This window comes from Sphaerisporangium fuscum (genome assembly GCF_018531465.1).
GTDB classification, from domain to species: Bacteria; Actinomycetota; Actinomycetes; order Streptosporangiales; family Streptosporangiaceae; genus Sphaerisporangium; species Sphaerisporangium fuscum.
Genome location: NZ_JAHDTF010000010.1, coordinates 25,625 through 48,482 on the forward strand (window position 1 = coordinate 25,625; position 22,858 = coordinate 48,482).

Genomic DNA, 22,858 nt, shown 5'->3' on the forward strand with positions numbered 1-22,858 from the left:
CCTCGGATACGCGCGACCGCAGCCGCTCGTCCCGTTCAGTCGGTACCCGTCCCGCCCGCGCCGGTAGAATCTGATTCTGGAACCTCCACTGGGTTCGGGCGTGACGGGACAGCGACACACGGACGGAGCGGGCGATGCCGGAAGCGACGCTTGGGGGGAGTGCGGCGGCGATCTCGGCGAGTGAGAACGCCGGAACGCAGGAAGCGTCGGCGCGCGCCGGAGGGGTGCGTGACGAGGCCGGCGGAGTTCCCGGCGACGACGAGCTCGCGGAGATCGGTTTGCGCTTCGAGGTGGACGGCGAGATCGCGACGATCACGCTGGACCGGCCGGAAAAGCGGAACGCACAAACGTTCGCGACCTGGTCGGCCCTTGCACGGATCGGCAGCACACTGCCGAAGCAGGTACGTGTCGTCGTGGTCCGAGGCGAGGGGCCGTCCTTCTCAGCGGGCATCGACCTGCGGATGTTCACCCCGGAGGGAGTGCCGGGGCAGGGGTCGTTCGCGTCGGCGGCCGCGCTCGACGGCGATGCCTTCGAGGAGCGGATCAGTCAGGCACAGGAGGGGTTCCTGTGGCTGCGCCGCCCCGACATCGTGTCGATCGCGGCGGTCCACGGGCACGCTATCGGGGCCGGCTTCCAGCTCGCCCTGGCCTGCGACCTGCGGGTCATCGCCGACGACGCCAGATTCTGCATGAAGGAACCCGCGCTTGGGCTGGTCCCTGACCTGACCGGCACCAAGCCCCTGGTCGACATCGTCGGCCTGCCCAGAGCCGTCGAGATCTGCCTCACCGCCCGCGTGGTCGAGGCCGAGGAGGCGCTCAGGCTGGGGCTCGCCGAGCAGCTCGTCCCGAGGGCCGAGCTCGAGGCGGCCACCCGAAGGCTCGCCTCCGCCCTGCTCTCGACGAACAGGGACGCGGCGGCGGCGACCAAGCGGCTGCTCCAGGGTGCCTCGGGGCGCACCTTGGAGGAGCAGGCCGCCGCCGAGAGGATCGAGCAGGCCGCCCGCGTCCGAGCCCTGTTCGGCGGCCAGGGGGGCTGATCACGGCCGAAGGCGGCGGCGCGCGAGCGGCCGCCCAGCGGAGGGATCACCGTCGCCGGGAGGAGATCGATCGTTCGCCAGAAGCTGAGCCGGGAATGGCCCGACCGGTTCGCATGCTTCGCCGGAATGAGGAGACGGAGGGCGTGCCCCCGTCTCCCGGGACGCGGGGAAAGGAACGGCGAAGGACGACATGGCGATGATGCACGGGGGATACGGGCCCCAGGTGATGCGGTCCCTGCGGCGCGACAGTTCGGTGACCAAGGAGCGGCTCACACCGGGCACGGTGCCCCGTATCGCCCGCTACGCCAAGCCCTACCGCTGGCAGATCGCCGCGTTCCTGGCGCTGGTGGTGCTCGACGCGGTCATCGTCGTCGCCAAGCCGCTGCTGCTGAAGTCGATCATCGACGAGGGCATCCTGCCGCGCCGCACCGGCGTCGTCGTGGCGCTCTCGCTGGTCATCGCGGGCCTGGCGGTGCTGGACGCCGGGCTCGGGCTGGTGCAGCGCTGGTTCTCCGCGCGCATCGGTGAGGGCCTGATCTACGACCTGCGCACCGAGGTCTTCGACCACGTGCAGCGCATGCCCGTGGCGTTCTTCATGCGGGCCCAGACCGGCGCGCTGGTCTCCCGGCTGAACAGCGACGTCATCGGCGCGCAGCGCGCCCTGACCAGCACCCTGTCGTCGGTGGTGTCCAACGTCGTCAGCCTCGTCATGGTGCTCGGCGCGATGCTGGTGCTGTCGTGGCAGGTCACGCTGGTGGCGCTGGTGCTGCTGCCGGTCTTCATCTTCCCGGCCCGCTGGGTGGGGCGCCGCATGTCGGGGCTGACCCGCGAGCAGATGCAGCTGGACGCCGAGATGAGCTCGGTGATGACCGAGCGCTTCAACGTCGCCGGCGCGATGGTCGCCAAGCTGTACGGCCGCCCCGACGACGAGGCGCACCACTTCGGCGACCGCGCCGGCCGGGTGCGCGACGTCGGCATCACCGTCGCCATGTACGGCACGGTGTTCCGGATCGCGCTCGGCCTGGTCGCCGCCCTCGCCACCGCCCTGGTGTACGGGGTGGGCGGCGCGCTGGTCGTGGACGGCGCCTTCGCCATCGGTACCCTGGTGGCCCTCGCGGCCATGCTCATGCGCCTGTACGGGCCGCTGACGAGCCTGTCGAACGTCCACGTCGACGTCATGACCGCGCTCGTCAGCTTCGACCGGGTCTTCGAGGTGCTCGACCTGAAGCCCATGGTCTCCGAGAGCCCGGACGCGCGGCCGGTCCCGGACGGGCCGGTCACCATCGACTTCGACGACGTCCGGTTCCGCTACCCGGCCGCCGAGGAGGTCTCCCTGGCCTCGCTGGAGTCGGTGGCGCGCCCAGACACCGGGCCGAGCCAGGAGGTGCTGAAGGGGGTCGGCTTCACCGCCCGCCCGGGCGAGCTGATCGCCCTGGTCGGGCACTCCGGCGCGGGCAAGACCACGATCACCTCGCTGGTCTCCCGGCTGTACGACGTCACCGGCGGCGCGGTACGGGTCAACGGCCTCGACGTGCGCGAGGCCACCCTCGACTCGCTGCGCGAGACCGTAGGCGTGGTCATGCAGGACGCCCACCTGTTCCACGACACCATCGGCGCCAACCTCCGCTACGCCCGGCCCGGCGCGACCGACGAGGAGATCTGGGAGGCCCTGCGCGCCGCGCAGATCGGCGAGCTGGTCGAGTCGCTGCCCGACGGCCTGGACACGGTGGTCGGCGACCGCGGGTACCGCCTGTCGGGCGGCGAGAAGCAGCGGATCGCCCTGGCGCGCCTGCTGCTGAAGGCGCCCCGCGTGGTGGTTCTCGACGAGGCCACCGCCCACCTCGACTCCGAGTCCGAGGCGGCCGTGCAGCGGGCGCTGAAGTCGGCCCTGGCCGGCCGCACGTCCCTGGTGATCGCCCACCGGCTCTCCACGATCCGCGAGGCCGACATGATCCTCGTCGTGCAGGACGGCCGCGTCGTGGAGCGCGGGCGCCACGACGACCTGCTGGCCGCGGGCGGCGCCTACGCCGAGCTGTACCGGACCCAGTTCGAACACCAGCGGTGACCGCCGCGGGGGCGCATCCCCCGGTTTCGGCGTGTCACATGTAGCCGAGCCGGGTCAGCTCCTCCTTGGCGATCTTCTCCACCAGGGCGGCGTCGTCGGGCTTGAGGCGCGAGCGCCACGCGCCGACCTTCGGGGCCGCCGCGCCGTACAGCGCGACCTTGGAGACGCGGCTCTCCAGGAAGGCCGACACGGTGGCGATGGTCTCGGCGGGTGAGGCGGCCATGTCCTCGTAGCGGATCGTGAGGAGCTGGTCCTTCGGCATCTCTTGGCGCAGCGCGGCGCTCAGGCGGACGGCGCTGCGCCAGCGCAGTGCGCACTTGCCCGCCGAGCTCATCCGCGTCCACTTGTCGCGGTGCTCGCCGGAGTTGACCCCGAGGAAGGGGTTGGGGAACTCGGTCTCGTCGCTCAGCATGCTGGTGCGGAACAGGCTCATGGAGGCGCGGTCGGCGAGCATGTCGGCGGCGACGTCCCTGCCGTCGCGGATGAGCTGGACGAAGCGCGCGTCGGGGAAGGCCTGGATCAGCACCGGCGCGCTGTAGAGCAGGTCGGGGTTGGCGTCGCCGAACCTCACGATCGTGCCGGGGGAGGCGCAGGGGCCCTCGCCGGTGACCGCTCCGGCGTCCCTGCAGGGCGCCGGGCACTCCGCGCAGGCCCCGGGGACGATCTGCCAGGCCTCGGCGAGCGCGTCGCGCAGCACCCGCACGGCGCCGCCGCCCTTCCTCCGCATGATCGACGGGCGCCGGGCGAAGGCGTACACGACGTGCGCGACGGCGGCCCGTCCCATGGTGACGTGGAAGCCGGGGGAACGCTTGAGGGCACGCGCCAGGAGGTCCGCGCCCGAGTGGGGGGCGCCGAGCACGAACACGGGTCTACGGACCTTGATGCCGTTGACCACGAGGATGTGGGGCGGGGGTCGCATAAGTAAGGACAGTCTGACACCCTTTGCGAGGTGAGCGAACCGGTCACGCCCCGCCCGTCGGTGGCATGTGACGCGACCGGGGTAAGAGTACCCACAACAGGGGATTTATCCGTGCACTTCGAACCATGCACCCTCGCTGATGAGGGGACCGGCCGATGAGCGGCCGGCGGCTGTGGATCCCGGCCCGCCTGCGTCCTGGCGACCGGGTCGCCGTCGTCGCGCCCTCCGGCCCCGTCGACCCGGTACGGCTCGCGCGCGGCAGGCAGGTGCTCACCGAGAAGCTCGGCCTCGACGTGGTCGTCATGCCCAGGGTGCTCAACCGGCGCGGCTACCTCGCCGGGTCCGACGCCGGCCGGGCGGCCGACCTGCAGGAGGCCTGGCTGGACCCCGAGGTGCGGGCGGTGATCTGCGCCCGCGGCGGATACGGCGCCACCCGGCTGCTCGACCTGTTCGACTGGCCCGCCATGGCGGCGGCCCGGCCCAAGATCCTGCTCGGGTCGAGCGACATCACGGCGCTGCACCAGGCCTTCGCCGTACGGCTCGGGGTGGCCAGTTGCTTCGGCCCGATGCCGGCCTGCGAGACGATCGCCGACGAGACCGGCCCGGAGCCCGCCACCCTCGCCCACCTGCGCGCGTCGCTGTTCGAGCCCGGACTGCCCGACCCGGTGGCCGCCGAGCAGGTGATCGTCCCCGGTCACGCCGAGGGGCCGCTCACCGGGGGCAACCTGGCGCTGCTCGCGGCGCTGTGCGGCACCCCCTACGCCATGCGGGCCGAGGGGCGCATCGTGCTGCTGGAGGACGTCGGGGAGGAGCCGTACCGCATCGACCGCATGCTCACCCAGCTCCTCCAGGCCGGCTGCCTGGAGGGCGCCGTGGGCATCGCGCTCGGCTCCTGGGTGGACTGCGGCGATCCGATGAACGTGCTGGTCGACAGGCTGGCCCCGCTGGGCGTGCCCATGATCGCCGGCCTGCCGATCGGCCACGGCACACCACAGTTCACCGCCTGGTTGGGGGCGGACGCGGCCATTGATACGGAATCGTGCTCTTTGACTTGCCTGTTCCGCGACCCGGCGACGACACTGTAGGGCCAGGTCCGGGGAAGACAGCTGCAGTTGGGAGCCTTCGCGTGGGCTTGTTCAGGCGGAACCGGAACCGCGACCGGCGGGCCGGCGTGCCACGCCGCCCGATCGAGGACGTCGATCTCGACTCCCTGCTCGCGCTCGTGGCCGACAACCTCGGCTACGACTGCGCGTTCGACGCCGACGGCTCCTCGCTCACCCTCAGCGGCCCCCGGCACGTCACCGTACGGCTGTCCGGGCTGCGCCGCGAGGCCGTGCGGCGGCCCCGCGAGGACTGGCCCGTGCTCGTCTCCGGGCACCTGACCCGCGCCGTCTCCCGGGCCGACGGCCTGCCCGACGTGTGCGACCTGCCGCAGGTCCGCCCGCTGCTGCGCACCCGCGTCGTGCGCGCCGAGGACCTCGGCGACGACCCCTCCCGGCTGATCGGCCGTCACATCGGCTCCGACCTGGTGGAGATCCTCACCGTGTCCGGCCGCGCGGTACGCCCCGAGGAGGCCTTCTGCTGGCCCCTCCCGCCCGGCGAGGCCCTCGACGTGGCCGTCGGCAACGTGCTGGCCGACGAGAAGCTGTCGGCCGAGCGCGTCGACCTCGACGGCACCCCGGCGTGGGTCATGACGGGCTCGGCCGAGAGCGCCGCCGTCCACCTGCGCCGGATCGGTGACTACCTGCCGGCCGCGCCCGACGGCCTCATGGTGGCGCTTCCCCGCCCCGGCGAGATGGTCGTGCATCCCATCGGCGGCCTGTCGGTGATGCGGGCCATCGAACGGCTGTGGCTGCTCGCCCGCCGCGAGTACCACTCGCACGACGACGGGCTCAGCCCGCACGTCTACTGGTGGCACCGCGGGCGGCTGGCCCGCATCGAGACCGAACTGGTCGACCAGAACGGCCAGCGCCGCCTGGTGGTGACCCCGCCCCCGGAGTTCGCCCGCCTGCTCGCCACCTTCGCCCAGGGCCACTAGCGGATCAAGGGTCGCCCGGGTGAGGTCTCCCACCGGGGGCGATGCCGCGGGCCCAAGGAACGAGGCTGGATCCAGGGCACACCCGGTGAAGTGGGCGGCGGGGACTACCCGCGCAGCTCGGCGTAGCGGGGCGTGCAGCTCGCCCGCGACAGGGTGTGGGCGGTGTGGATCAGCGGGACATGGCTGAAGGCCTGCGGGAAGTTGCCCACCTGGCGGCCATAGCGCGGGTCGTACTCCTCGGCGAGCAGCCCGACGTCGTTGCGCAGCGCCAGCAGCCTCTCGAACAGCTCGACCGCCTCGCGCCGCCGGCCGGCCATCGCCCGCGCCTCGGCGAGCCAGAAGCTGCACGCCAGGAACGCCCCCTCCCCGCCGGACAGGCCGTCGACGGTGCTCCGCTCGGCCAGCGGGTAGCGCAGCAGGAAGCCGTCGGACATCAGCTCGCGCTCGACCGCGTCGATCGTGCCGATCACCCGGGGGTCGTCCGGCGGCAGGAACCCGGTCTGCGGGATCAGCAGCAGCGAGGCGTCGAGCTCGTGCGAGTCGTACGACTGGGTGAAGGTGTTCCTCGCCGGGTCGTAGCCCTTCTCCAGCACCTCGGCGTGGATGCGGTCGCGCAGCACGCGCCAGCGGTCGAGCGGGCCGCTCTGCCCGAACATCTCCACCTGCTTGATCGCCCGGTCGGCGGCGACCCAGGCCATCACCTTGGAGTGGACGAAGTGCCGGCGCGGCCCCCGGATCTCCCACAGGCCCTCGTCGGGCTCGTCCCAGTGGGATTCGAGGAAGTCCATCAGCGACCGCTGGATCGACCAGGTGCGCTGGCTGGCCATGAGGCCCGACGCCCGCGAGACGAACAGGCAGTTCAGCACCTCGCCGTAGACGTCGAGCTGCAACTGCTCGACCGCGCCGTTGCCGATGCGCACCGGGCGGGAGTCCTCGTAGCCGTCGAGCCAGGGGACCTCCATCTCGGGCAGGCGGCGCTCGCCCGCCACGCCGTACATGATCTGCAGGTCCTGGGGGCGGCCGGCGATCGCGCGCAGCAGCCACTCGCGCCAGTCGCGGGCCTCCTCGACGTACCCGGCGCAGATCAGCGCGTCGAGCGTCATGGTGGCGTCGCGCAGCCAGCAGTAGCGGTAGTCCCAGTTGCGCTCGCCGCCGAGGTCCTCGGGCAGGGAGGTGGTGGGCGCGGCCACGATGCCGCCGGTGGGGGCGTACGTCAGCGCCTTCAGGGTGATCAGCGAGCGGAGCACGGGCTCCTCCCACTGCTGCTCGGTGCGCGGCTCGCACCGGGCCGACCACCGCTTCCAGATCGCCTCGGTCTCCGCCAGCTCCACGATCGGGTCGATCTGCTCGGGGACCGAGGAGTGGGAGGGGTGCCAGGTGAACACGAACGGCATGCGGTCGCCCGCCGACAGCCGGAAGGTCGCCTTGTGGGCGTAGTCGCCGCCCTGGAGCGGCACGGGGGAGTGCACCCAGACCGAGTCGGGCCCGCCGACCGCCTGCAGCAGGCCGTTGCTGCGGCGGACCCAGGGCACGATACGGCCGTAGTCGAAGCGGATGCGGATCTCGGTGGCCATCTCGACGCTGCCGGCGACGCACTCCACGATGCGCACCAGGTCGGGGTTGGCCTGCCGGGGCGGCATGAAGTCGGTCACCCGGACCGTGCCGCTCTCGGTGTCCCACTCGGTCTCGAGGATCAGCGTGCCCTCGCGGTAACGGCGCCTGGTGCTCAGCTGCCGGCCGGGCCCCGCGGGGCCGATCCACCAGTGGCCGTTGCGCTCCTCCCCCAGCAGCGCCGCGAAGCAGGCGGGGGAGTCGAAACGGGGCAGGCAGAGCCAGTCGATGGAACCGTCACGGCCGACCAGGGCGGCCGACTGCATGTCGCCGATCATGGCGTAGTCCTCGATCCGCATGCCCGTCACGCTAGTACGCCTACGCGGATTCCGCAGATCGGTGGGGGCGGGGACGCATGAGCGGCATGAAGAACTGGGTGAGGGGGCCGATCGTGACGGCGAAGACGACGGTGCCCACGCCCACCGTGCCGCCGAGCAGCCAGCCGGTGGCGAGCACGGTCAGTTCGATGACGGTGCGGGCCAGGCGGATCGACAGCCCCAGCCGGTTGAGGCCGGTCATCAGCCCGTCGCGCGGGCCGGGGCCGAGGCCCGCGCCGATGTACAGGCCGGTGGCGGCCGCGACGAGCACGACGGCGGTGACCAGGTAGAGCCAGCGCGCCGCGAGGTGGCCCGGCGTCGGGGCGAGCCAGATGGTGGCGTCGGCCGAGAGTCCGACGAGGACGATGTTGCTGATCGTGCCGATCCCCGGACGTTGCCGGAGGGGGATCCAGAAGAGCATCACCAGGGCGCCGACGACGATGATCCAGGTGCCGATCGACCAGCCGGTGCGGATGGAGAGCCCCTGGTGGAACACGTCCCAGGGGTCGTTGCCGAGCCCCGACTCGACCTGGAGCCCGATCCCGGCCCCGTACAGTGCGAGCCCGGCGTACAGGCGGAGGAGGCGGCTGGGGAACGAACCGAGGCTCGGAAGGGATATCTCACTCATAGTGCAGGTAATGCTCTGATGCCATTGGCTTGCCTATAAAGGGCCAATCAGAGAAAGTGGCCTGATGGAGCGCTACCTGAGCGGGCCACAGCTGGCCAAGCTCGTCGACGTGCCGCCGGGGGCCCGGCCGTACTACCGCGCCCTCGCCGAGGCCGTCCGCGGGCTGATCCTCGACGGGCGGCTGCCCATCAGGGTGCGCATGCCGGCCGAGCGGCACCTGGCCGAGGCGCTCGGCGTCAGCCGCACGACCGTCACCACCGCCTACGACCGGCTGCGCGAGCAGGGCTACCTGGACAGCCGCCAGGGCGCGGGAAGCTGGACCGCCCTGCCCGACCCGGGAGCCCTCGGCGCCGACAACCCCTGGATCGCCCCGCGCGACGACGGGCTGATCCCGCTGCACTGCGCGGCCTCGCCCGCCTCCTCGCTGCTGCCGGAGGCCATGGCCGCCGCCGTGGAGGCCTACCCCCGCTACGGCCTCGGCATCGGGTACGAGCCGGTCGGCCTCGCGCCGCTGCGCGAGGCGATCGCCGCCCGCTACGACGCGCGCGGCGTCGCGACCAGGCCCGACCAGATCCTCGTCACCGCGGGCGCCCAGCACGCCCTCCACCTGGTGACGACGCTCCTCGCCGGTCCGGGCGACCCGGTGCTCGTCGAGTCGCCGACCTACCCGCACGCGCTGGACGCCGTCCGGTTGCGCGGGGCGCGCATCGTCCCGGTGGGCATCCAGGACGACGGATGGCACATGGACCTGGTGACCTGTGCCATGCGGCAGTCGGCGGCGCGGCTGGCGTACCTCATCCCCGACTTCCAGAACCCCACCGGCCGCCTGATGGCGGACGCCGACCGCGCCGCGCTGGCCGGTGCCGCGCGCCGCTACGACACCACGCTGATCGTGGACGAGAGCTGGGCCGAGCTCGCCATCGACGACGAGGCGCGCACCTCGCCGGTGGCCGCCTTCGACACCGACGGCCGGGTGATCAGCATCGGGTCGTCCTCCAAGCTGTGGTGGGGCGGTCTGCGCATCGGCTGGATCCGCGCCACCACCGCGTTGATCCGCAGACTGGCGGTGCTGCGCGCCGCCGTGGACATCGCCGCCCCGCTGCTGGAGCAGCTCACCGTCGCCCATCTGCTGGGCCGCGTGGAGGAGGCGAGGGCCGAGCGCCGCCGCCTGCTCGCGGCGTCGCGCTCGACGCTGGTGGAGGCGCTGCGCGAGCGCATCCCCGAGTGGGAGTTCACCGTCCCGGCGGGCGGGGGATACCTGTGGGTCCGCCTCGACTCACCCGTCGCCACCCCCCTGGCCGACGCCGCGGCCGCGCGAGGCGTACGGCTCGCGCCGGGCCCGTGGTTCGGCGTCGACGGCACCCTCGAGCGCTATCTGCGCCTGCCGTTCACCATGCCGCCGCAGCTGCTGACCGAGGCCGTGCAGCGCCTGGCCGCCGCGCGCTCGCTCGGCGCGCCCGCCCCGGCCTACGAGCCCCGCGTGCGGGAGCCGTTGACGCCCACCCTGTGACGGCCGTCGTCAGATCTCGCCCATCAGGACCCGCAGCCTGCGGGCGAAGGCGATCAGGACGGCGGCGGCGGCCAGGGCGACGGCGGCCAGCGTGAGGAAGTACGCGGGCTGCGACATGTGCGTCAGCAGGCGCGCGGTCTGCCCGCCGACCCCGTCCCCGACGGCGAACGACAGGTACCAGACGCCCAGCATCTGGCTCCGGAAGGCCGCGGGCGCGAGCTCCACGGTGACCGACAGGCCGACCGGGCTCAGCGACAGCTCCCCGAACACCTGGATCAGGTACACCAGGAAGAGCCACCAGACCGAGACCTTGTACTGCTCGGCCAGTCCGGCCGCGACCGCCATCACCACGAAGCTGAGGCCGATCATGAACAGGCCGAAGGCGAACTTCTGGGCCGCCCCGACCCGATCGCCCAGCCGCACCCACAGTGCCGCGAAGATCGGCACGAAGATCATGATGAGCAGTGGGTTGAACGACTGCGTGGTGGCCGCCGTGATCGGCCGCCCGAACAGGTGCAGATCGGTCTTCGTGGCGGCGAAGTCGTTCAGGACGGTCGGGGCCAGGTCGTAGAGCATCCAGAAGATCGACGCCGCCGCGAACAGCCAGATGTAGGCCTTCATCTTCGATCGCTCGGACGGTGTCAGGTTGTGGCTGCCGAGCAGGATGTAGGCGAAGTACGCGGCCGGGACCACGATCGTCAGCACGGTCAGGACGACGGTGAACCGGTCGACCGTCAGCGTGCCGCTCGCCGCCCACACCCCCAGCCCCAGCGCCGCGGCGGCCAGGCCCGCGGCGGCGATCAGCCCGAAATGCCGGCGCTCCTCCGGCGTCAGCCGGTGGCCGGGCGTGTCACCGACGCCCCGCAGGTGCCGGCCACCGAGGACGTACTGGGTCAGGCCGAGCGCCATGCCGACGGCCGCCGCGCCGAAGCCGAGGTGCCAGCGGCCGTCCTTGGCCAGGTTGCTGACGACGTACGGGGCGGCGAACGCGCCGAGGTTGATGCCGAGGTAGAAGATCGAGAATCCGGCGTCCCGGCGGGCGTTGTCGCCCTCGGGGTAGAGGCGGCCGACCATGGTGGCGATGTTCGGCTTGAGCAGCCCGGTGCCCGCCACGATCAGCGCGAGGCCGAGCCAGATGAGGGCGGGCCCCCGCAGCGGGACGGCCATGGAGATGTGGCCGAGCATGATGACGACGCCGCCGAGCAGCACGGCCCTGCGCGGGCCGAGCAGGCGGTCGGCGATCCAGCCGCCCGGCAGGGTCAGCAGGTAGACCAGCGCGCCGTACACGCCGACGACCGCCGTCGCGGTGGGCTTGGGCAGCCCGAGGCCGCCGCCCGCCACGGTGGCGGTGAGGAAGAAGAACAGAATGGCCCGAAGGCCGTAGAAGCTGAAGCGCTCCCACATCTCGGTGAGGAACAGCGTGACGATGCCGCGTGGATGTCCGAAGATCGTCTTTTCCGGCGCTCGCGGCTCGGTCTGTGGGACCATGCCGGTCCACCTCTTCGTTGACTCGCCGGGTGAACTGCCCGTCATATGTAGTCGAAAAGCCGTTTCCTGCCGAATCCGCGACCAGGCCGGTGATCAGCGGCCCCATCGGTAACGATGGCGCTCACCCGGCCCTCGGGCGGCGAGGACGGCGGATCTTCTCCCTTTCCGGGTCTTGTTCCCGGTTCAGGGCGTGTGATGCGATGCAGGCCACCCCAGCACGCCGGTGCATTCTGGAGGCGTTACATGGCCGATCCCACCGTCCTCGCGCAACGTTCCGACATCGAGCGAGAGATCGGCGACCGCACGATCTGCGAGCAGCTGAAACTGACGGCCGAGCGGCATCCCGACGCGCCCGCCTACTCCGACGCCGCCGAAGGGGGCGGCTGGGACACCCTGACCTACGCGCAGGCGCGGCGGCGGGTGCTCGCCATCGCCGCCGGGTTCGCCGCCCTCGGCCTCGCCCCGGGCGAGGCCGTCGCGCTCATGATGGTCAACCGCAGCGAGCACGTGCTCGCCGACCTCGGCGCGGTGCACGCCGGCGGCGTGCCGTGCTCGGTGTACGCCACCTTCGCCCCCGAGCAGGTCGCCTTCGTCGCGCGAGACGTCCAGGCGAAGATCGCGGTGCTGGGCGGCCCCGCCGAGCTGTCCCGCTGGGAGCCGGTCCTCGGCCGGCTGCCCGGCCTGCGCAAGGTGATCGTGCTGGAGGGCGCGCCCGAGGGCGAGCTCTTCATGAGCTGGGACGACTTCCTGGCCTTCGGCGAGCACGCCCTGGCGGCCGGCCCCGCCGAGGTGGAGGCCCGCGCCGCCGCCGTCACCGCCGACGACGTGCTGACCGTGCTCTACACCTCCGGCACCACCGGCGACCCCAAGGGCGTGCCGCTGACCCACCGCAACATCTTCTACGAGGTGCTCGCCACCGAACGCATGACCGATCTCCCCGCCCACGGGTCGCAGATCTCCTACCTGACCTACGCCCACATCGCCGAGCGGGTGCTCAGCCTCTACCTGCCGTTGTTCAAGGTCTACCACGTGCACTTCTGCACCGACCTCGCCCGGCTCGGCGGCGTGCTCGCCGAGGTGAGGCCGCTGCTGTTCTTCGGCGTGCCGAGGGTCTGGGAGAAGATGATGGCCCGCCTGCAGGCGCTGCTCGGCGCCCAGCCCGAGGAGCAGCAGGAGAGCGTCCGCGCCGCGATGGCCGCCGGCCTCGCCTACATCGAGGGCACCCAGTACGGCCGGGTCCCGGCCCCGGAGGTGGTGGAGGCGTACGAGCGGGCCGACGCGGCCCTGCTGTCGGTCGTCCGCTCCATGATCGGATTCGGGGACGCCGGCTGGCTCGCCTCCGCGGCCGCCCCGATGCCCGCCGAGGTGCAGCGCTTCTTCGCCGGGCTCGGCCTGCGGATCCTCGACGTGTACGGCATGACCGAGACCAGCGGCGCGTTCACCGCCAACAGCAACGACGGGTTCAAACTCGGCACGGTCGGCCGTTCCGCGCCGGGTGTCGAGGTACGGATCGCCCCCGACGGCGAGATCCTCACCCGCAGCCCGGCCAACACCCACGGCTATCTGCGCCGCCCGGAGGCGACGGCCGACCTGATCGACGAGGACGGCTGGCTGCACACCGGCGACATCGGCTCCATCGACGAGGACGGTTTCGTCGGCATCGTCGACCGGAAGAAGGAGCTGATCATCACCGCCGGGGGCGAGAACATCTCCCCGGCCAACACCGAGAACCACCTCAAGGAGCACCCGCTCGTCGGGCAGGCGCTCGCGTACGGCGACCGCAGGCCGTACGTCGTGGCGGTCCTCACCCTCGACGGCGAGGTCGCCCCGGCGTGGGCACGCGCCCGGGGCATCGGGTTCTCCTCCCTCGCCGACCTCGCCGAGCACCCCGACGTGCTGAAGGAGGTCGAGGAGGCCGTCGCCGTCGCCAACGCCAAGCTCGCCCGCGTCCAGCAGGTGAAGAGGTGGCGGCTGCTGCCGGGGGAGTGGACCCCCGAGACCGAGGAGCTCACCCCGAGCCTCAAGCTCAAGCGCCGCGTCATCCACGCCAAGTACGCCGACGTGATCGACTCGATGTACGCGGGCTGACCGGCGGGCCCGCGTGCGGGCACGGCCTGACGCCGGGGCGCGCTTTGCCGGGGGAGGAGCGTGTCGGGGACCGGCCGTTACCGGCCGGTCCCTAGCGTCCACCCATGACCATGAGACGTTTGCTCGCGTCGCCGGTGGCAGTGCTGGCGGCGCTCACGGTCCTGGCGGAGGCGGCCCCCTGCCTCGCCTCCCGCGTCCCGCAGGCCCGCGCGGCCGCCCCGGCGCCGGACCGGCCGGCGATCAGGTCGGTCAAGGTCCGGCCCCGCTCCCCGGTGGCCGGGCCCCGGGGGGCGGTGAGGCTGGTGGTGGAGGTCGTCGCCCGGGGAGCCGCCGGGCGCGACGGGGTGACCCTGCGGGTGGAGCCGGCCGGGCACCGGCGGCGTGCGCGAGGCGGCCACAAGGCCGCCCGGAGGCACCCGGCCCCGGGGAGGCGCGGAGGCCGGGAGAGGCACCGCCGGGTCCCTGACGACGGGTACGGCCGCGGAGGGGGGCGAGGGCCGGAGGGGACGGCCGTGCCGCCCGTCGCCGTGGTGCCGGTGGCCGTCCAGGCCCGGCCGGCGCCGGCGTGGGAGGTGTGGCGGTTCGATCCGCCGGTGGGCCTGACCCGCTGGTACCCCTCGGGCCGCTGGCGGGTCGTCGCGACCGCGCGCGACGCCGGGGGCGCCACCGCGACGGCGTCGGCGACCTTCCTGCTCAGAAAGGCGACCAGGTTCAGCGGGGTCCGGGTGACCCGGACACGGAAACGGCCGAGGAGGTTCGTACGGGTCAGCGGGATGCTGCTGCGGGTCGATCCCGCCGGCAGGTTCGATTACTGGTCGTTCCCCGGGCAGCGCGTGACCGTGCAGTTCCGCGAGCGCGGGGCGCGAAACTGGAAAAGCGTGGCGAGGACTGGAACCGATCGAGATGGGTATTTCCACCGCCGGGTCAGGCGCGCGCGAGGCGTATGGCGGGTCGTCTACCGCGGGACGCGGTATTACGCGGGTTCGGCCACATCGGGCCGACATATCTCTAGATATTAGGACAAATCCCCTTATTTCCGGCACTGCTCGGACAAAGTGTCCAATTTGTAATCATTTTTTTCGCTCGTATCGTGCAACTTTCCACCCGCTCAAGACATCTAGTAAGTAGGCACACCCCCATTGGTATGCCTTTCTCTACGGGGAGAGGAAGTTCCGCATGATGAAGCGCATCGCTACCGCTCTGGTAGCGGCCGCCATGGGCGCCTCGGCGCTATCCGTGGCGGCTCCGGCGCTGGCCGACACGGCGCCGGACGCGGTCAGCATCGAGTCCGTCAGGGTGACCCCCGACCCGGTGGTCATCCGCGGCAACGATGACGTTGCGGTCACGGCCACGGTCAACACCGTCGGCGCGGAGGACGTCAAGATCGAGTTCGACCCGACGGGACAGGGCGGCGGTCAGTCCGACTGCAACCCCTGCGCCGGCGCGGCGAAGGCGACGTCCACCAAGTCCAGCGGTTGGAAGACCTGGGACAAGACGATCGTTCTCGACCGGCACGATCCGGACGGGAAGTGGAACGTCTACGTCGAGGCGACCGGCCAGGATGGCACGGTCGTCAGGGCCAAGTCCTCGTTCTGGGTGAAGCACGTGGAGGGCCACCGTCCTCACGGTCCGCGCGCGACGCGGATCGAGTTCGACGCGAGCCCCGAGCCGGTCAGGAAGGGCCGCAACCTGTCCCTCGAGGGCACGCTCGCGGTCGCCCGCTGCTACGGAGACTGGTGGTGGGACGGTGACGCCTACGTCGTGGGCGGAAACCACTGCCGCGACGACTACCGCTGGCACAACTGGCGTAACCTCGGCTGGCAGGACATCAAGGTGTACTTCCAGCGCGCCCACGGTGGCCGCTGGGAGTACGTCGACACGATCCAGACCAACCCGGACGGGAGCTTCTACACGAAGATCCCGGCCTACTGGTCCGGCACCTGGAAGGTGGTCTTCGAGGGCTCGCGCGGCCTGTACGGGTCGCAGGCGACCGACTTCGTGAGGGTCGTCCGCTAGTTCTCGAGTCACCGGCGACGCGCCCGGCCCCCGGACCTCGGGGGCCGGGCGCTTTGCCGTCACGGGGCCGTCTAGACCTCCCGCGCGAGCTCCAGCGCGGTCAGGTCCACGGCGCTCAGGGTGAAGATGTTGGCGATCTGCTCCAGCGGCATGCCGGCGTCGCCGAGCTGGGTCATGGTGACGGCGGCCCTGAGGAAGACCCGGCCGATCACGACCTCGTCGACGTCGGGCATGTCCTTGCGGAAGAAGTCGGCGAGCTGCTGGCCCACCTCGCGGTCGGCGTGGACCCGCGGGTGGTTCAGCTCGGGACTCGACAGGATGTCCGCCAGGTCCCGGCGCTCGTCGTCCGTGAGCTTGCTCAAAGGTCGCCTCCCGCAGCGATGTCGTTATGGGGAGACTATGCGCTCACGATCCTCGGGGAAATGCCGCCCCGGGCGGGGGGAGCCGTCCGTCCCCCCGCCCCCGGACGCTCAGGACGAGACGGCCTCGACGAGCTTGCGGCGCTGCTGGACGCCGAGGCCCCCGACGCGCCGCTTGTCGTCGACCCCGGCCCGCTCCATCAGCGCGGCGGCCTTGGTGGGGCCGATGCCGGACAGGGCGCGGAGCGCCTGGGAAACCTTGATCTTCTTCGCGGTGTCGTCGTCGCGCTCGAAGAGCTGGGCGAGGGTGAGGTCGCCCTTCTTGAGCTGGGCGAGGAGCGCGGCGCGGGCCTGACGGGCCTCGGTGGCCTTGACGAGGGCGGCCTGGCGCTGCTCGGGGGTGAGGACGGGGAGGGCCATGGGTGGTTCTCCTTGGCGGTTCTGTCGGGGCCGTCGTGCGGGCCGCTGGTCTGGTCGGCAGTGTGTTACCCCCACGACGCGTGTTAATCATGGTTCTGCGATTAGTTGCCCGATCTGTTCCCCCTGGTGTTCGCCGGGTCCGATCCCCACAAGTCGTGAAATTTGGGCCTTCAAACTTCCGACCGTTGACCTGACTCTCAGTGCAGGCGCGTGCCAAACCCCCAGCAGCGCGCGCCCAAGGGAGGAACAGGTGAGACGTCGTCTGCTCGTCGCGTTGGCGATCCTGGCGCTGTTGTGCGCCGGCGGGATCACCGGCGCCGGGGCCTCCGCGGAGCCGCCCTCCGGCCACCAGTACCGCGTCCAGGGGCCGAGCACCGCCCAGCAGAGGACCGCGATCGCGCGCACCGGAGCCGCGATCGACGAGGTGGAGGCCACATCGATCGTGGTCACCGCGTCGGACACCGAGATCGCCGAGATCAAGAGTCTCGGCTACACGGTCACCCGCATCGCCCGTCCGTTGTCCCCGACCCTGCCCAAGCCGCAGGACTTCCCGCCCGCCGACTCCGGCTACCACAACTACGCCGAGATGACGGCAGAGGTGAACCGGGTGGTGGCGCAGTACCCGTCCATCGCCAAGAAGTTCAGCTACGGCACCTCCTACGGAGGCCGCGACCTGGTCGGTGTGAAGATCAGCGACAACGTGGCGACCGACGAGAACGAACCCGAGGTGCTGTTCACCGCCCACCAGCACGCCCGTGAGCACCTGACCGTCGAAATGGCGCTCTACCTGCTCAACCTGTTCACCAGCGGCTACGGGTCCGACAGCAGGATCACCGGCCTGGTGAACAGCCGGGAGATCTGGATCCTGCCCGACGTCAACCCCGACGGCGGCGAGTACGACATCGCCAGCGGCTCCTACCGCTCCTGGCGCAAGAACCGCCAGCCGAACTCCGGCTCGTCCTACGTCGGCACCGACCTCAACCGCAACTGGGCCTTCAAGTGGGGCTGCTGCGGCGGCTCCTCCGGCTCGACCTCCAGCGAGACCTACCGCGGGTCCGCCGCCGAATCGGCGCCCGAGGTGAAGGCGGTCGCCGACTTCGTGCGCGGCCGGGTCGTCGGCGGTGTCCAGCAGATCAAGACGAACATCGACTGGCACACCTACAGCGAGCTGGTCCTGTGGCCGTACGGCTACACCTACAGCGACACCGCGCCCGGCATGACCCAGGACGACCACGACGCCTTCGCCGCCCTCGGGCGGAACATGGCGAGCACCAACGGCTACACGCCCGAGCAGGCCAGCGACCTCTACATCACCGACGGCTCCATCGACGACTGGCTGTGGGGCACCTACAAGATCTTCAGCTTCACCTTCGAGATGTACCCGAAGAACGGCTCGCCGGGCTTCTACCCGCCGGACGAGCAGATCGTGCCGCAGACCACCCGCAACAAGGAGGCGGTACTGCGGTTCCTGGAGTACTCCGACTGCGTCTACCGCATCATCGGCAAGCAATCGCAGTACTGCTGACCCGCGAGGCCATTAAACCAGCGAGGGGCGCGGCGGTGGTCTGAGGAGGAGGGAGGGTGAGGTACGAGCCCGTACGACGACGAAGGCCGCCGCCTCAAGGAGCGCCCCTCGCCGCCGAGCGAAGGCGAGGCAGTCAAGCACGGGCGCGGCGGTGGTCTGAGGAGGAGGGAGGGTGAGGTACGAGCCCGGACGACGACGAAGGCCGCCGCCTCAAGGAGCGCCCCTCGCCGCCGAGCGGAGCGAGGCAATTAGACAGGGCCGCCGTCCCCACTCGGGCGGCGGCCGTACCTCCCCGTGCAGGTGAGCGGCGGGTCGGTGGCGCGAAGGCGCGAGCAGGAGCGAAGATCGTGAGCAGCGGGACCAAGCGGCCGTCACCCTCCGCAAGGGACGGACCGTCGATATATCGATTTGGGGAGTTCAGCAATGAGACAGCGCCGCCTGGGCGGCCAGGGCCTCCGCGTCTCCGCGGAAGGCCTGGGCTGCATGGGGATGAGCGTGGCCTACGGCCCCGCGGACGCGAAGGAGGCCACGGCCACCATCCACCGCGCGCTCGACCTCGGCATCACCTTCCTCGACACGGCCGACATGTACGGGCCGTGGACCAACGAGGAGCTCGTCGGCCGCGCGATCGCGGGGCGCCGCGACGAGGTGGTGCTCGCCACGAAGTTCGGCAACGAGGTCGAGGACGGCATGATCACCGGCCGCGTCAACGGCCGCCCCGAGTACCTCCGCCAGGCGCTCGACGGTTCCCTCAAGCGTCTCGGCGTCGACCACGTGGACCTCTACTACCAGCACCGCGTCGACCCGGACGTCCCCGTCGAGGAGACCTTCGGCGCGCTGGCGGAACTGGTCGCCGAGGGCAAGGTCCGCCATCTCGGCATCTCCGAGGCCGCGCCCGCCACGATCCGCCGCGCGCACGCCGTCCACCCCCTCGCCGCCGTGCAGACGGAGTACTCCCTGTTCACGCGGGACGTCGAGGGCGACGGCGTCCTGGCCACCACCCGGGAGCTCGGCATCGGCTTCGTCGCCTACAGCCCGCTCGGCCGGGGCTTCCTCACCGGCACCATCCGCAGCGTCGACGACCTGCCCGAGGACGACCGCAGACGCTTCTTCTTCCCGCGCTTCCAGGGGGACAACTTCGCGCGCAACCTCGCCGTGGTCGATTGCCTGCGCGTGCTCGCCGACGCCAAGGGCGTCACCTCCTCACAGCTGGCGCTGGCCTGGGTGCTCGCGCAGGGGGACGACGTGGTGGCGATCCCCGGCACCAAGCGGCGGGCGTACCTCGAGGCCAACGCGGCCGCGGCGGAGATCACCCTCACCCCGGACGACCTGGCCGCCATCGACGCCGTCGCCCCTCCGGGCGTCGCCTCCGGCGAGCGGTACGCCGCCGCGCAGATGCGCACGCTGAGCCGCTGACCTCCGAACGGCGGCTTCAGGCCTCCAGGCCCTCGGTGCGTTCGGCGGGGGCGTTACGCGGAATTCACCGTGCTTGCGAAGAGGGCATACGGTGTTGCGCATGACGCAAGGAGATGGAGAGCTGGACGGCCTCGTGCGCAGACGCATCCGCGCCCTGCGGGTCGCCCAAGGCTGGTCCCTGGAAGAACTGGCGACCCGCGCCAACCTCAGCCAGTCCTCGTTGAGCCGCATCGAGAACGGTCAGCGCCGCCTCGCCCTGGACCAGCTCGTCACCCTCGCCCGCGCGCTGGACACCACCCTCGACCAGCTCGTCGAGACCGCCACCGACGACGTCGTCACCAGCCCGATGGTCGACGGCGCCCACGGCCTGATGCGCTGGCCCGTGAAGGGTGACCCCGGCATGAGCGTCGTACGCCAGCGCATGACCGAGCCGCCGCCCGACAATCCCGCCCGCATGCGTGCCCACCCCGGCCGGGAGTGGCTTGTCGTGCTCTCCGGCACCGCGATCCTCATGCTGGGTCACCGGCGCTTCCGTCTGGAGACCAACCAGGCCGCCGAGTTCCCGACCATGATGCCGCACGCCATCGGCGCCGAAGGCGGACCATGCGAGATTCTGGGCATCTTCGACCGCGACGCCCGCCGCGGACACCAGCGCGACACTCCTGGCATCGGCGAATGACCGCGAGGCGCACCCTCGGTGCCGGTGCGCCTTGCGCGCCGGGCACCGCCACGCGCCGATCTCTTGCGTGTTCCGGGAGCCATCGTGCCGTTCGAGCAAACCGGTCTTAGGTTGACGGCATGACCCACGCACACCCGCAGACCCCTCACCACGGCCACCACCAGGACGACGCCGGCCAGGCGGAGATCCTCGACCTGGACGCGGAGGTCCTCGCCGAGCACATCGCCGCCATCACCGCATGGCTGCCCCTGAGAACCAGCCCGCGCCGGATCGTCGACCTGGGCTGCGGCACGGGAGCGGGCACCTTCGCCCTTCTGAACCGTTTCCCCGAGGCTCACGTCATCGCCGTCGACGCCTCGCCCGGACACCTTCAGCGCCTGCGGCAGAAGCTGCGCGCCCAGGATGCGGACGACCGTGTGCGCACCGTGCAGGCCGACCTCGACGCCGCCCGCTGGCCCGACCTCGGCACGCCGGACCTGGTCTGGGCCTCGGCCTCGATGCACCACATGGCCGACCCCGGCCACGCCCTGCGCAACGTCCACGACATGCTCCCGTCCGGCGGCCTGTTCGCCGTCGTCGAGCTGGCGGGGTTCCCCCGCTTCCTGCCGGAAGGCGCCCCCGAAGACCGGCCCGGCCTGGAAGATCGCTGTCACGCGGCGACCGACCGCTTCCACGCCGAACACGTGCCCTACCGCGGCGCCGACTGGGGTCCGATGCTCACCGCCGCCGGGTTCGCCCTCGACGGCGAGCGCACCATCACCGTGAACATCGACGGTGCCCGCTCCGAAGCCGTCGGCCACTACGCCCTGGGCGCCCTTCGGCGCATCCGCGGCGCCGCCGCCGAAGCGCTCCCGGGCGAAGACCTCGCCGCGCTCGACCGGCTGCTCGACACCGGCAGCCCCCACAGCATCCTGCGCCGCGACGACCTCTCGGTACGCACCGAACGCACCGTCTGGGCCGCGCGCCGCCCCTGACCCTCGACTCACAGCCAGAACAGCGGAGGCCGCGTCCGGACTCGTCACGGCCGCCACGACGGCGGACACGCGCTTCGGGTCCGGCGCACCCCTAACTCCCGGAGGGCGAGACTAGGGGTATGTCCGCGCCGGGGCCGATGGTCCATTCTGGGAGGCGATCGGCGGAAGGCACGGCGTGGAGTGCCACGGCATCGCGGAGGTCGGCATGGAGGACTACGGCGTCACGGGGGCACGGGTCGACCTGGAGGCCACCGTCGACCTGCCGCCGGAGCGGCTCTGGGACCTGATAACGTCCGTGCCGCGGCTGGGGGAGTGGAGCCCGGAGTGCGAGTACGCCGCCTGGCTCGGCGCGCCCGCCCTGCGCGAGGGACAGCGCTTCGAGGCGCGTAACCGCAGGCAGGACATGGTGTGGTCGGTCACCTGCGTGGTGACGGAGGCCCAGCGGCCGTCCTCGTTCGCCTGGCTGGTCCTCGACGGCCGCGACGACCCGGACCGGCCCTCCTCGAGTTGGCGCTACGACCTGCTGCCGGGCGCCTCACCGGAGCAGACGGTCGTCCGTCACAGCTTCGTCCACGGCCCCGGCGGCAGCGGGCTGCGCGACATGATCGAGAACAACCCCCAGATCGCCTCGTTCATCCTGGAGGTCCGCCTCGAGGAGCTGCGCCGCCACATGTACGAGACCCTCGCGGCCATGACGGGCACCTCCCCCCAGATAACCCAGCCGGCCTAGAAAGTCCCCGCGCGCGGGCCCTTCCTGCGTTCGTGAACCACGTCCGAAACCCTCCACAATCGGTGGTCTGATTCCAGCCGGTGGTCGCACGCTCCGTCCGAATACCTTCGTCACCACAAGCGAACGAAGGGAAAGATTCGATGGATCTGCAGCTTTCCGGCAAGGTCGCCGTCGTCACCGGCGCCTCCAAGGGCATCGGCCTGGCGGTCGTCCGCACACTGCTGGAGGAGGGCGTGCGGGTGGTGGCCGCCTCCCGTAAGAGCAGCCCCGAGCTGGACGCGCTGGCCGGGCCGAGCCTCCACCACGCGGCCGTCGACCTGATGGACGCGGACGCGCCGGCCCAGGCGGTGGCGCACGCCGTCGAGCGGTTCGGCGGCCTGGACATCCTGGTGAACAACGCCGGCGGGCCGCCCCCCGGCGTGAAGCTGCCGCGGTTCGGCTTCCAGACGCCGAGCGACGCGGACTGGCGGGAGATGTTCGAGTTCAACCTGTTCTCCGTGGTCCGGGCGATCCGCGCGGCCATCCCCGAGCTGCTCGCCCGCGGCGGTGGCTCGATCGTCAACGTCTCCTCGGTCCTCGCCCGGCAGCCCGCGCCGATGAACGTCGACTACAACGCGGCCAAGGCGGGCCTGAACACGCTGACCAAGGCGCTGTCGGAGGAGTACGGCCCGCAGGGCATCCGGGTGAACACCGTTTCGCCGGGGCCGGTGCGGACGGCGTGGTGGACCGAGGAGGGCGGTGCCGCCGACATCATCGCCGCCCAGGCCGGCACCGACCGGGACGCCGTGTTGGACACGGTCGCGCCGCAGATGATGAAGCTCGTCACCGGCCGCCTGGTCGACCCGCAGGAGATCGCCGACATGGTGGCCCTGCTGGCCTCCCCGCGCTCGGCCTCCACCACCGGCGCGGACGTCGCCGTCGACGGGGGCTTCCTCAAGGAGCTCTGACTCCGGCTTCCCTCGAGGGAGCTGTGACCGGCACGGAAGGGGCCTTCTCCGAACGGCGGAGGCCCCTTCCGCGTGCTGTGGCCCCTTTTCA

20 protein-coding genes are annotated in these 22,858 nt (G+C 71.6%); 14 read left to right on the forward strand and 6 right to left on the reverse strand.

The genetic code is table 11. The features are described from left to right. The first annotated feature begins 134 nt into the window (after positions 1-134). Together KIK05_RS12565 and KIK05_RS12570 are read left to right on the forward strand one after the other, a co-directional pair. Positions 135-1,037 (forward strand): enoyl-CoA hydratase/isomerase family protein, encoded by a 903-nt coding sequence (locus KIK05_RS12565; protein WP_214410844.1) that lies wholly within the window; start codon positions 135-137, stop codon positions 1,035-1,037. 190 nt (positions 1,038-1,227) lie between these two features. After that, positions 1,228-3,102: an ABC transporter ATP-binding protein gene (locus tag KIK05_RS12570; RefSeq protein WP_214410845.1), complete on the forward strand. Its 1,875-nt coding sequence runs from the start codon at positions 1,228-1,230 to the stop codon at positions 3,100-3,102. Positions 3,103-3,136: 34 nt separating this feature from the next. Here the strand turns inward: KIK05_RS12570 and KIK05_RS12575 are convergent, their stop codons facing one another. After that, entirely contained in the window at positions 3,137-4,021 is an 885-nt protein-coding gene (locus KIK05_RS12575; RefSeq protein WP_214410846.1) for a sulfotransferase family protein, read from the reverse strand. Between the two features lie 155 nt (positions 4,022-4,176). Between KIK05_RS12575 and KIK05_RS12580 the strand changes: the two genes are divergently transcribed. Together KIK05_RS12580 and KIK05_RS12585 are read left to right on the forward strand one after the other, a co-directional pair. Continuing rightward, on the forward strand, positions 4,177-5,106 hold the full coding sequence (locus KIK05_RS12580) for a S66 peptidase family protein (protein WP_214410847.1): 930 nt from the start codon (positions 4,177-4,179) through the stop codon (positions 5,104-5,106). 41 nt (positions 5,107-5,147) lie between these two features. Further along, entirely contained in the window at positions 5,148-6,059 is a 912-nt protein-coding gene (locus tag KIK05_RS12585) for a hypothetical protein (protein WP_308249884.1), read from the forward strand. Positions 6,060-6,163: 104 nt separating this feature from the next. On the opposite strand, the gene KIK05_RS12590 is transcribed toward KIK05_RS12585, so the two are convergent. Both KIK05_RS12590 and yczE read right to left on the reverse strand, forming a co-directional pair. Then, entirely contained in the window at positions 6,164-7,969 is a 1,806-nt protein-coding gene (locus KIK05_RS12590; RefSeq protein ID WP_214410848.1) for a glycoside hydrolase family 15 protein, read from the reverse strand. 19 nt (positions 7,970-7,988) lie between these two features. Next, positions 7,989-8,615, reverse strand: coding sequence for a membrane protein YczE (gene yczE / locus KIK05_RS12595; protein WP_214410849.1), 627 nt, complete (start codon positions 8,613-8,615; stop codon positions 7,989-7,991). Positions 8,616-8,679: 64 nt separating this feature from the next. Here yczE and yczR point away from each other — a divergent pair, with 64 nt between their 5' ends. Continuing rightward, entirely contained in the window at positions 8,680-10,125 is a 1,446-nt protein-coding gene (yczR, locus tag KIK05_RS12600) for a MocR-like transcription factor YczR (RefSeq protein ID WP_214410850.1), read from the forward strand. A gap of 9 nt (positions 10,126-10,134) precedes the next feature. Here the strand turns inward: yczR and KIK05_RS12605 are convergent, their stop codons facing one another. Continuing rightward, a complete protein-coding gene (locus KIK05_RS12605; protein WP_214410851.1) occupies positions 10,135-11,613 on the reverse strand; it encodes a peptide MFS transporter in 1,479 nt (492 codons plus the stop codon). Between the two features lie 243 nt (positions 11,614-11,856). Between KIK05_RS12605 and KIK05_RS12610 the strand changes: the two genes are divergently transcribed. The 3 genes from KIK05_RS12610 (at position 11,857) to KIK05_RS12620 (ending at position 15,717) form a co-directional block, all read left to right on the forward strand. Beyond that, entirely contained in the window at positions 11,857-13,701 is a 1,845-nt protein-coding gene (locus KIK05_RS12610) for an AMP-dependent synthetase/ligase (protein ID WP_214410852.1), read from the forward strand. 104 nt (positions 13,702-13,805) lie between these two features. Next, positions 13,806-14,720, forward strand: a complete 915-nt coding sequence (locus KIK05_RS12615; RefSeq protein WP_214410853.1) for a hypothetical protein — start codon at positions 13,806-13,808, stop codon at positions 14,718-14,720. Between the two features lie 157 nt (positions 14,721-14,877). After that, a complete protein-coding gene (locus KIK05_RS12620) occupies positions 14,878-15,717 on the forward strand; it encodes a hypothetical protein (protein WP_214410854.1) in 840 nt (279 codons plus the stop codon). Positions 15,718-15,788: 71 nt separating this feature from the next. Here the strand turns inward: KIK05_RS12620 and KIK05_RS12625 are convergent, their stop codons facing one another. Together KIK05_RS12625 and mihF are read right to left on the reverse strand one after the other, a co-directional pair. Continuing rightward, positions 15,789-16,079, reverse strand: a complete 291-nt coding sequence (locus KIK05_RS12625; protein ID WP_214410855.1) for a Rossmann-fold NAD(P)-binding domain-containing protein — start codon at positions 16,077-16,079, stop codon at positions 15,789-15,791. Between the two features lie 108 nt (positions 16,080-16,187). After that, positions 16,188-16,496 (reverse strand): integration host factor, actinobacterial type, encoded by a 309-nt coding sequence (gene mihF, locus KIK05_RS12630; RefSeq protein WP_214410856.1) that lies wholly within the window; start codon positions 16,494-16,496, stop codon positions 16,188-16,190. Between the two features lie 250 nt (positions 16,497-16,746). On the opposite strand from mihF, the gene KIK05_RS12635 reads away from it, so the two are divergent. The 6 genes from KIK05_RS12635 to KIK05_RS12660 all read left to right on the forward strand — a co-directional run bounded on the left by KIK05_RS12635 (position 16,747) and on the right by KIK05_RS12660 (position 22,767). Next, positions 16,747-18,021: a M14 family metallopeptidase gene (locus tag KIK05_RS12635; RefSeq protein ID WP_214410857.1), complete on the forward strand. Its 1,275-nt coding sequence runs from the start codon at positions 16,747-16,749 to the stop codon at positions 18,019-18,021. Positions 18,022-18,444: 423 nt separating this feature from the next. Continuing rightward, complete coding sequence (locus tag KIK05_RS12640) at positions 18,445-19,437, forward strand: aldo/keto reductase (RefSeq protein WP_214410858.1); 993 nt, start codon at positions 18,445-18,447, stop codon at positions 19,435-19,437. A 100-nt stretch (positions 19,438-19,537) separates the two neighbouring features. Continuing rightward, the gene (locus KIK05_RS12645) at positions 19,538-20,116 is read left to right on the forward strand and encodes a helix-turn-helix domain-containing protein (RefSeq protein WP_214410859.1); all 579 of its coding nucleotides are present in this window, start codon (positions 19,538-19,540) and stop codon (positions 20,114-20,116) included. Positions 20,117-20,235: 119 nt separating this feature from the next. Continuing rightward, complete coding sequence (locus KIK05_RS12650; protein ID WP_214410860.1) at positions 20,236-21,090, forward strand: class I SAM-dependent methyltransferase; 855 nt, start codon at positions 20,236-20,238, stop codon at positions 21,088-21,090. A 205-nt stretch (positions 21,091-21,295) separates the two neighbouring features. Continuing rightward, positions 21,296-21,820 (forward strand): SRPBCC family protein, encoded by a 525-nt coding sequence (locus tag KIK05_RS12655; RefSeq protein ID WP_214410861.1) that lies wholly within the window; start codon positions 21,296-21,298, stop codon positions 21,818-21,820. Between the two features lie 140 nt (positions 21,821-21,960). Beyond that, positions 21,961-22,767 carry an SDR family NAD(P)-dependent oxidoreductase gene (locus KIK05_RS12660; RefSeq protein WP_214410862.1) on the forward strand — a complete coding sequence of 269 codons (807 nt, stop codon included), beginning with the start codon at positions 21,961-21,963 and terminating at the stop codon, positions 22,765-22,767. The last annotated feature ends 91 nt before the right edge of the window (positions 22,768-22,858 follow it).